Annotated in this window: 8 protein-coding genes; 1 reads left to right on the forward strand and 7 read right to left on the reverse strand. The window is 42.7% G+C overall.

Annotated features, from left to right (window positions below; all coding sequences use genetic code 11):
* Positions 1–70: 70 nt before the first annotated feature.
* The gene (locus ACTJJD_RS17420) at positions 71–628 is read right to left on the reverse strand and encodes a PadR family transcriptional regulator (RefSeq protein WP_081114442.1); all 558 of its coding nucleotides are present in this window, start codon (positions 626–628) and stop codon (positions 71–73) included.
* A 113-nt stretch (positions 629–741) separates the two neighbouring features.
* Between ACTJJD_RS17420 and ACTJJD_RS17425 the strand changes: the two genes are divergently transcribed.
* Positions 742–1,227, forward strand: coding sequence for a phenolic acid decarboxylase (locus tag ACTJJD_RS17425; protein WP_440608703.1), 486 nt, complete (start codon positions 742–744; stop codon positions 1,225–1,227).
* Positions 1,228–1,290: 63 nt separating this feature from the next.
* On the opposite strand, the gene ACTJJD_RS17430 is transcribed toward ACTJJD_RS17425, so the two are convergent.
* The 6 genes from ACTJJD_RS17430 to ACTJJD_RS17455 form a co-directional block, all read right to left on the reverse strand.
* Entirely contained in the window at positions 1,291–2,931 is a 1,641-nt protein-coding gene (locus tag ACTJJD_RS17430; protein WP_440608704.1) for a M14 family metallopeptidase, read from the reverse strand.
* Between the two features lie 181 nt (positions 2,932–3,112).
* Positions 3,113–4,411 carry a citrate:proton symporter gene (locus ACTJJD_RS17435; protein WP_056408464.1) on the reverse strand — a complete coding sequence of 433 codons (1,299 nt, stop codon included), beginning with the start codon at positions 4,409–4,411 and terminating at the stop codon, positions 3,113–3,115.
* Positions 4,412–4,603: 192 nt separating this feature from the next.
* On the reverse strand, positions 4,604–5,581 hold the full coding sequence (locus ACTJJD_RS17440; RefSeq protein ID WP_281215885.1) for a tripartite tricarboxylate transporter substrate-binding protein: 978 nt from the start codon (positions 5,579–5,581) through the stop codon (positions 4,604–4,606).
* Between the two features lie 2 nt (positions 5,582–5,583).
* Positions 5,584–6,282, reverse strand: a complete 699-nt coding sequence (locus tag ACTJJD_RS17445) for a response regulator (RefSeq protein ID WP_144667956.1) — start codon at positions 6,280–6,282, stop codon at positions 5,584–5,586.
* A gap of 3 nt (positions 6,283–6,285) precedes the next feature.
* Positions 6,286–7,881 (reverse strand): sensor histidine kinase, encoded by a 1,596-nt coding sequence (locus ACTJJD_RS17450; protein WP_265153666.1) that lies wholly within the window; start codon positions 7,879–7,881, stop codon positions 6,286–6,288.
* Between the two features lie 141 nt (positions 7,882–8,022).
* A partial coding sequence (locus ACTJJD_RS17455; RefSeq protein ID WP_440608705.1) for an exosporium glycoprotein BclB-related protein occupies positions 8,023–8,890 on the reverse strand: 868 nt, incomplete at its 5' end.

Below are 8,890 nucleotides of genomic sequence, written 5' to 3' on the forward strand. Positions count from 1 at the left end.
TTGTAGCGGTTTCTATTGATAAATTCACTTGTTTCAAACCATTTTTTATCATATCGTGCGACGATTGTCCTTAGACAATGGATGAATCAATGACTTCAAGGGTCTTTTGGAGCCAGCGAACATACCCTTTTTCCCTTTCAATTGCTCTTGTCAGCACTAAATAATGCCCGAATTGTGTTGAATGCAGTGATTGGGCAGATGGATCTTCTTCTGTTAAAACGTTCAGTTTCTGTTCAAGCATCTCTACTTTCTTTGTTCGCTCCAGCAGCTGATGTGAGAAGAGATCGGCCGCTTCTTTTTGATCCATAGATGAGATAAAGAACGTTTTTAACATAAATTCATCTTTTGTTGTGTCTGGAATCGGGCCTTTTTTCCTTAACCACTCATGCAGTTCTCTTTTTCCTGCATCAGTGATTTGATAAACCTTCTTCTCTAGCTTCTTTCCTTGTATGTGAATATCAAATTCAATAAAACCCTCTTCTGTTAGCCGCTTTAATTCAGGGTATATTTGACTATGCTTCGCACTCCAAAACTGTCCAAGGGAATCTTCAAAGTGTTTCTTCATATCGTATCCCGTCAGCTCACGCTGATCTAGTAAGCCAAGAATGGCATATTTCAGTACTCTCATGACATGCCTCCAACGCATATTCTTTGACAATAGTATACCATACACCCTAAAATAAACATGTAAATCATGACATGTTTGAAACAACATCATTTTAATTGAAAGAAGGAATAAACATGGATCAATTCGTTGGACTTCATATGATTTATACGTATGAAAATGGCTGGGAATATGAGATTTACATTAAAAATGATCACACCATTGATTACCGCATTCATAGCGGAATGGTTGGAGGCCGCTGGGTTCGTGATCAAGAAGTGAATATTGTGAAACTGACAAAAGGGGTATACAAAGTTTCCTGGACGGAACCGACTGGGACAGACGTGTCTTTGAATTTTATGCCTGAGGAAAAACGCATGCATGGCGTCATTTTCTTCCCAAAATGGGTGCATGAACGTCCAGATATCACCGTCTGCTATCAAAATGACTATATCGACCTCATGAAAGAATCCCGTGAAAAATATGAAACCTATCCGAAGTATGTCGTACCAGAATTCGCAGACATTACGTACATCCACCATGCTGAGGTAAACGATGAAACGATTATCGCAGAAGCACCGTATGAAGGTTTGACAGATGAGATCAGAGCTGGACGAAAATAGAAAAAGCGGCACGCACTGTGCCGCTTCTAGGGTGGTTGACAAAGGGCTAAAATGAACTTGATTTTAGTCCTTTTTATTTATACCTAACGTCTTTTGAGATAACAAGAATCGGTAAACTGGTAGTTCATCGCCTACTTTTGATGCAATAAAACCTGATGACATATAGCTGTCTTTTGATTCTGGTTCAAGGGCAAGTGACAACAAATTGGTCTCTGGCTGTGCAGTCACATATACCTTTGTTCCTTTTGGCAGTTGACGTTTCTTTTCAACGAGCCTCGTTTCAAGCTGAATATCTGTTTTGCTTGTTTCCACTCGTTTTGTCACCTCATAGGCTTGAACTGGCACTTTCATGCCAACAGGCAATGTCACACTTTTTAACCCTAAAGTTCTGAGCTTTCTATCTACTCCTTCATGTCCTGGGAGAATAAGATAAGCTGTCGGCCGTTCTCTTGTCAATACAGGAACCGCATCACTTGCACTATGAAAACGTACCGGGACATTGGTGGTTTGTCCTTTCTCAAGATCCACCATTTCAAGTGAATCGTTCACAGGCGCCTTGAAAGCATCTTGAATGACTACTTGATCATCATCATTTGGTTGAAGACCTTTTTTCACAAGTTTCAGCCGCTCCGTCACCATTTGCTGCTTCACCTGCTTAGCATGCTTCACTGTTGTCTCAATGATTTTTTCATGAGTGGTGACTTGTGCTGCCACACGCCGAGTAAAGTCCTCTCTGCCAATTCCAATCCCCCTACTTTCTACAAGAAATGATAAAGCTGGTGAAAGCGCCAGGGCATTTCGGCCAATTCGTGCATCGGTTCCGCCTTCATAAAGGTCGATCTTTCCGTCCTTCCCTCTTGTGTTTGTATAATATAAATCGTTGGAAAATCCTTTATTCGTCAATGTTTCACGTACTCCGTTGACGTACAATTCATTTGACGTGAAACGAATGCTTTCAGGAATGTTCAAATTCTTACCGGATAATATCAGCAAATCGTGATACTTGAGAGCACCTATTGCACCGATATCTTCAAACTGCTTTTGACCGACATCATATTCATGGGCATCAATGACGACCTCGGGCGCATAGCGATTAAATTCTTGATGAAGGGCTGTCAGCTCTGGAGATTCTAATGTCATGTGGTCACGGTTGCCATCCATTCCGTTTGCAAGTCTGCGGTCAAATGCATAAGAACCATCTGGGTTGATTCTTGGGACAATGATGACGTTGACATGGCTCAGTATACGCTCTCCTTCATCACCTGCTAGTCGTTTGGCGATGACAAGGGCAGATTCACCGGAGGCTGGTTCATTTCCGTGTATTTGTGCTTGAAGCCAGATCGTTGGCTTTTTTGACAGTGGAGAGATGTGGCGATCCTTTGTAAAATAGAGGGCTGGAATGGACCTGCCTTCAATGGATGTTCCAATCTGTTTCTGCGTGGCGTAAGGACTTTTACTGACAATGTCACGTAAAAAATCTTGAAGCTCTTCTTGTGTGGTAAATGCTTTTCCTTTTTTCTGAAAAGCAGGGGTATCAAACGTTTCGTCAGGCTCAGGATACAGTTTTTGAACCGAGGCTGGCTGCTCATAGCTTTTTCCATAATAAGGGGTCTCTGCATTCGCTGAAGCTGGGGTCACCATCGACAAACTTCCTGCCATGAGGCATACAGCAGCAAAAAGAATGGTACTTTTCTGTTTGGACATGCTATCCTCTCCCTTCGTTGATTTGCATTATAAAGAAAAAAACAGCAAAAGTGTCAGCATTTTTCAAAAATATATCTTTTGGAGGAATCATGCATGTCTTTATATAGGGCAAATGAATGGAGCTTGCCCTGCAATAGGACCTAAAAAAGAGCGCCTGCATGAGCAGCAGACACTCTTCTCATTACCAGATCGAAATGGCCCCAATGAGAACCGCCATCACTGTCATGGCGACGACTGCAAGAACCGCCCATTTCATACCAAATTTCTGATGCTGATCTAGTGATACCCCAACGAGTCCAACAAGTAAATGAGTCGATGGAACAAGTGGGCTTAACATATGAATCGGCTGACCAATGATAGATGCTCTCGCAATCTCAATTTTATCGACACCGTATGCTGCCGCTGTTTCTGATAGGATCGGCAGTACCCCATAAAAGTATGCATCATTCGGCATAAAGAAAGTGAAGATCCCGCTTGTTAGCGCGACAATGACTGGAATAAACCCGCCAAGCTGCTCTGGAATAGCTGAAACAATCGAAATCGCCATTTCATCAACCATTTTCGTCCCAGTTAAGATGCCTGTAAAAACACCTGCCGCAAAAATCATCGAAGCAATCGCCAAAACATTTGTTGAATGAGCCGCAATCCGCTCACGCTGCTGCTCTAAATTCGGATAGTTCACGATAATGGCAACACAGAAGGCAAGAACAAACAGAACCGTTAAGCTTACTTTTCCAGACACAAGCAAGAGAACCAATAGCAAAGTCAGTGTCAGGTTAAACCACCAAAGTTTCGGTCGCTTAATATCATCTTGCAGTGCCGCTGCCATTTCATTGGCATGAATCGGCTGTTCAAGCTCAATAACACCAAGACGTTTTCTTTCAGACTTCCCAAGAAAGTATGCCACCACAATCATGCTCAAAACCCCTGCACCAATGACTGGAATCATCGGGCCAAATAAAAGTGATGGATCAACGCCAAGTGCACTTGCCGCTCTAGGTGTTGCCCCTCCCCATGGAATCGTATTCATAATCCCCATGCCGACTCCGGCGATACCCGCTAAAATAATCGGACGAATGCCAAGCAGTGTAAATAACGGAAGCATGGCTGTTGTTGTAATCATGTACGTTGTGGTTCCATCACCGTCAAGTGCGACAAGCATCGTCAGGACAGCTGTTCCGACAACAATTTTTAATGGATCGCCTTTGACGATGTTTAAAATTTTTGCCACCATCGGATCAAATAAACCTGCATCAATCATAATCCCGAAGTACAAAATGGCAAACATGATCATGACCGCCGTTGGTGCAACTTGCTGTACACCTTTGACAATCATGTCTGAAATTTCTGTAAAATGAAAACCTGCAATAAGAGCAAATGCAATCGGTGTTAATACCAATGCCGTTAGAACAGACATACGTTTCGTCATAATTAAAACCATAAATACAATCATCATAAGAAATCCTAAGATCGCTAACATTTTGTTCACCCCTTATGTTGTATACGCTTTCATTAAATGTTGGTATCCCATTTCCAACCCTTTCTGTCATGATATCTGACGCCTGAATTGAAGTAAATATTATGAATTTTAATTCTTTTTTGGTCGATAAATGCTTTTTGTTCATTTTGTGCAATTGTTGTTCTTTGTTGGTTCCATGAAAAAAAAGCGGTCTCATTTGACCGCTTGTTCTCCTTGTATAAATTGCTCATATCGCCTTAATTGCTCTTCCATAAAGACCTTTGCTTCTTTACTGTTCATATAACGGCTTGTCCAGCCTTTTTGTTTTAACTGCTTTTTCCACGACTTCGTTTGCGTCATTTTTTGAAGAAGCTGATCCCATGCTCGAATGTCGTGCTGATTCATTTGCTTTGGTCCCATCACACCACGCCAATGAGAGAAGATGAGCGGAATCCCCTGTTCTTTCCAAGTGGGCACGTCTTTGAAGCCTTCTAAACGCTGATTCGTTGTGGTCGCAACAAGCTTCAGTCTTTTCTTTTCATAATCATGGCGAACCTCTGTAATGGTCGTAGTTGCCGCATCTACCTCATGGTCAATGAGTGCTTGAAATAAATCATCTGCACTATCAAATTTTAAAAACTGAATGCGGTACGGATCAATTCCTGCCATTTCGGCAGCCCGTGCGAATGAGATTTGATCATCATTTCCAAAGTCCGGGGCAAACCCAATTTTTAAGGAATCTGGTTTATTTTTTAATGCGTGTAATAGCTCTTTTCCATTTGAGAAAGGAGAATCAACTGGCACTGCGACTACCTGCCACTCTTCCGCAAGAATAGCAAGCGGGGTGACATCATTCATGGTCACGTTACTGCTGCCCAGCAAATTACGGCTTAATAATAAGCTTGAATTTAAACTAATATAATTGGCATCTCGCTCCATCATATAGGTCCATCCTTTATCAACCGTTCCGCCTCTTTGATAAAGAATATGCACAGGCTCTTCCACTAGCTTTTCTTGTTCTAGCACGGTTTTCATCACTTGAGCTGTTTGGTCAAATCCGCCATCAGGTACACCTGATACCACAATGTATAATGGGCTGTGCTCCAGGAAAGAATCTTTTGCTGTTTTTTCATTAAAGGTGAGCGTTGTACAAAGGCAGACCAAAATGAGTAAGAGTATTCCTTTTTTCATTTTTATGACTCCGTTTGTTTTTTGGCGGGATAATATTTCCGTTCTGGTCTACCAATGATTCCATACGCCAGCTCTGCCCGGCATTCTCCCGTTGTCACAAGATACTCTACGTATCGTCTTGCTGTTGTGCGTGATGCGCCCATTTTTTCTCCGAGTTCTTCCGCTGTAATTCCGTTCATCTCTGTTGCCATGAATGTTTTCACTTTGTCCAAAGTCAATGAATTAATGCCTGTTGGCAAGTCTCGCTCATCCTTTTGCTGCGATTCTTCCTGCATCTGACCAAAAAACAGATCAATCATCGTTTGATTGACTTCCTCTTTTGAATTGATTAACTCTCTCTTCTCTTTATATTCGGTTAAAACCTGCGTGAATTTTTGGGCGGTCACTGGTTTGATTAAATAATGAACCACTCCATAATGCAATGCGTCTCTTAACAGCATCGTTTCCGTTGCAGCCGTGATAATGATCACATCCACTTCAGGATGGCGCTCTCTTAACAGCGGCAAAAGGTTCGTGCCGAGCTCATCAGGCATGTAGACATCAAGTAAAATGAGATCCACTTGTTCTTTTTGAAGTGCCTCCCACAGATCCTTTGCACTCTTTGCCTTACCGGCCACTTGAAAGCCTTGCACCTTTTGTATATAAGATTCATGAATCGCAGCGATTCGAAAATCATCTTCCGCAATAAGTACCTTGATCACAACCTATTCCCCCTTTGTGCCTTTCGGTATGTAAACAGTGAAGATGGCACCGCCTTCTTTTTGGTTCGCAACTTCAATCCAGCCCCCAAGTTCATCTAGCACTTCTTTGACATTGGCAAGTCCATAACCTCGCCCTTCTCCCTTTGATGAATGTCCTCTTGTGAAAAGTTGTGAAATGGCTCCTTCATCTACACCGTCCCCTGAATCAGATACCTCTATGATAATATCAAATCCAATATCTGTGATGAACAAGCTGACTTCTCTTTTCTCCTTATTCAATACAGCCTCAAACGCATTGTCTACGAGATTGCCAATGATGGTAATAAAGTGAGATAAGCTTAAATGGGCTGGGAGCGGCTCCAATGAACTATTTTCATCAATGTGAAAATGAACCTTTTTCTCAGATGCCTTTCCTAACTTCCCAAGTAAAATGGCTTGTATCTTCGGAGAGCGAATTTGCTTCATGAGTAAATCATGCTGGCGATTTTGAAGTGTATACTCTTCTTTAATTAACTCAATGGCTTCATCCACTTGTTTCAACTCAAGCAAGCCTAAAATAGCGTACAGTTTATTCGAAAATTCGTGTGTTTGTGCTCTCAAGTCTTCTGAATATTGACTGACCTCTGTCAATGTATCCAGCAGCTTTGTCAGCTCTGTTTTCTCCCTGAAGCTCACAATTCCTCCAAATACTCGATTGTCCTGCACCACTTTTTTGACATTTAGCACGAAGGTTTTCTCATTGACGACTGATTCTATGTTAGGTTCAATCGTCTCAACCTTTAGATAGGAAAGAAGGTTGGCATTTGGCAACACTTGATCAATATGAAGAGGCAGCGTTGAAGAGACGCGCAGCATCTGTTCAGCTGACGTATTCATCATCGTAATGGCACCTTTACGGTCAAATGCAATGATTCCCTCTTTAATCGCATGCAGCATCGCTTCTCTTTCTCGATATAATGAAGCAATTTCATGCGGTTCAAGCCCTAATATATCTTTTCGAATACTCCTTGTTAAAAAAATCGCTCCAAAAACCCCAGGCAAGAGCACAAGAAGGGCAATATAACTTAATTTGAAGAGTTGATGAGCTGTCGCTTGATCGATATCTCTTTTTAAAAATTCGACGCTGACGGTCCCAATAATTTCTTCATGACTGCCAGTTTCTTTCATAATCGGAGCACTTCCTCTGACAACGGTTTCACCATCAGAATCACCCGTTGATATGGAAGTTCCTCCAAATAGCAGTGTACTTCTTCCTTCCGACACACTGATGGTTTTCCCTACATCCTCATGATTCGTATGAAAAAGAACCTTTCCTTTTTGATTGGTGATAAAAATGGCATGCGCTCTTACTTGCTCCTTCATTTGCTCAAGCACAGCCTGTTCTTCATTTTGCGAATCTCCCGTGGCCACCGATGTTTTAATAGGCGGCATATAAGATATCGTTCTAGCAGTTTGCACCGCCAGCTGTTCAGCTTGGCTCTGCCTTTCTGATGTCTGCAAAAAACCAAAACAAATGGTCAATAAGGCAATAACAACAAGTAAAAGACCAATAATTAACCCCAAAATTTTTGTTTGTAAAGTGACTTTCCTTTTGCCCATCCTCACCGCCACAACCCCTAATTCAGTAGATTCACCCGAATAGACTCTAAGAAAATCATATCATTTTTTCTCATGAAGTTAAGAGAAAATTCACACAGACAAAAAAGGATGACTCAGTATTGAGTCATCCCTGTGTGCCTATTACGTGATGGATAAACCAGCACTTGCATAGCCTGCTACAGTATTCACTAAGGAAAGACCAGTAGCTGTTGCCGAGAATACGACAAGCAATCTTGTTTGCGGTGTGACTGGTACACTTAAACCAGTAGCGATACCGTTTGAAATAGCCCCTATCGTTAAAATACCGGTTAACGCCGGTGCCAATGTAACGCTCGCTACTTGAGTGAAGCTGTTATCTGGTGTTGGTGAAGCAAACAGACTAGCCGTCACAGTAATATTTGTGCCAACTAGAGAAAGGGCTGCAGTCGTGCTAAAATAGCCGGCAAATGACGTAATGGTTCCAGCTCTTGGAACGGAGAATGCCATGTTTAACAATGTTCCTGCTGCTCCGGTTAAATCAATGATTCCGCCTACAATACTGACACCTGTCGCCGAGTTACCGAATCCGACCAAGCTAGATGTTCCAACTAGACCGCCTGCGATTGTGGTTAAAACAGCTGGCGTACCAGATGCAAATGGAATAATCGCACTTGATCCTGTCGCACCTGTGGCGCCTGTTGCACCGGTTGCGCCCGTGGCACCTGTTCCTGTAGCCCCTGTTGCACCCGTATCTCCTGTTACACCTGTGGCGCCTGTGACTCCGGTTGCTCCTGTCGGACCTGTATCTCCGGTGGCACCGGTTGCTCCCGTGGCGCCTGTCACACCTGCGGCTGCCAATAACGTGTAATCTGGAGACGTATCTGGTGTGCCAGTTGGTGGTGCTGTATTTACGACATAAGTTCCACCTTCATATGTCACCACTTGACCTACTGTATAGGTTGGAGCTGTTGCTGGGTCAAATGCCAAAATACCAGCTAACCCTACTCCGGTTGCCCCGGTATCTCCCGTT

Source organism: Bacillus sp. 22446 (assembly GCF_052044955.1).
In the GTDB taxonomy this organism is placed as follows: Bacteria; Bacillota; Bacilli; order Bacillales; family Bacillaceae; genus Bacillus; species Bacillus altitudinis.

Coding starts and splice junctions, on each gene's coding strand:
- ACTJJD_RS17420 (WP_081114442.1), bottom strand. CDS start 628: ATGAGAGTACTGAAATATGCCATTCTTGGCTTACTAGATCAGCGTGAG.
- ACTJJD_RS17425 (WP_440608703.1), top strand. CDS start 742: ATGGATCAATTCGTTGGACTTCATATGATTTATACGTATGAAAATGGC.
- ACTJJD_RS17430 (WP_440608704.1), bottom strand. CDS start 2,931: ATGTCCAAACAGAAAAGTACCATTCTTTTTGCTGCTGTATGCCTCATG.
- ACTJJD_RS17435 (WP_056408464.1), bottom strand. CDS start 4,411: ATGTTAGCGATCTTAGGATTTCTTATGATGATTGTATTTATGGTTTTA.
- ACTJJD_RS17440 (WP_281215885.1), bottom strand. CDS start 5,581: ATGAAAAAAGGAATACTCTTACTCATTTTGGTCTGCCTTTGTACAACG.
- ACTJJD_RS17450 (WP_265153666.1), bottom strand. CDS start 7,881: ATGGGCAAAAGGAAAGTCACTTTACAAACAAAAATTTTGGGGTTAATT.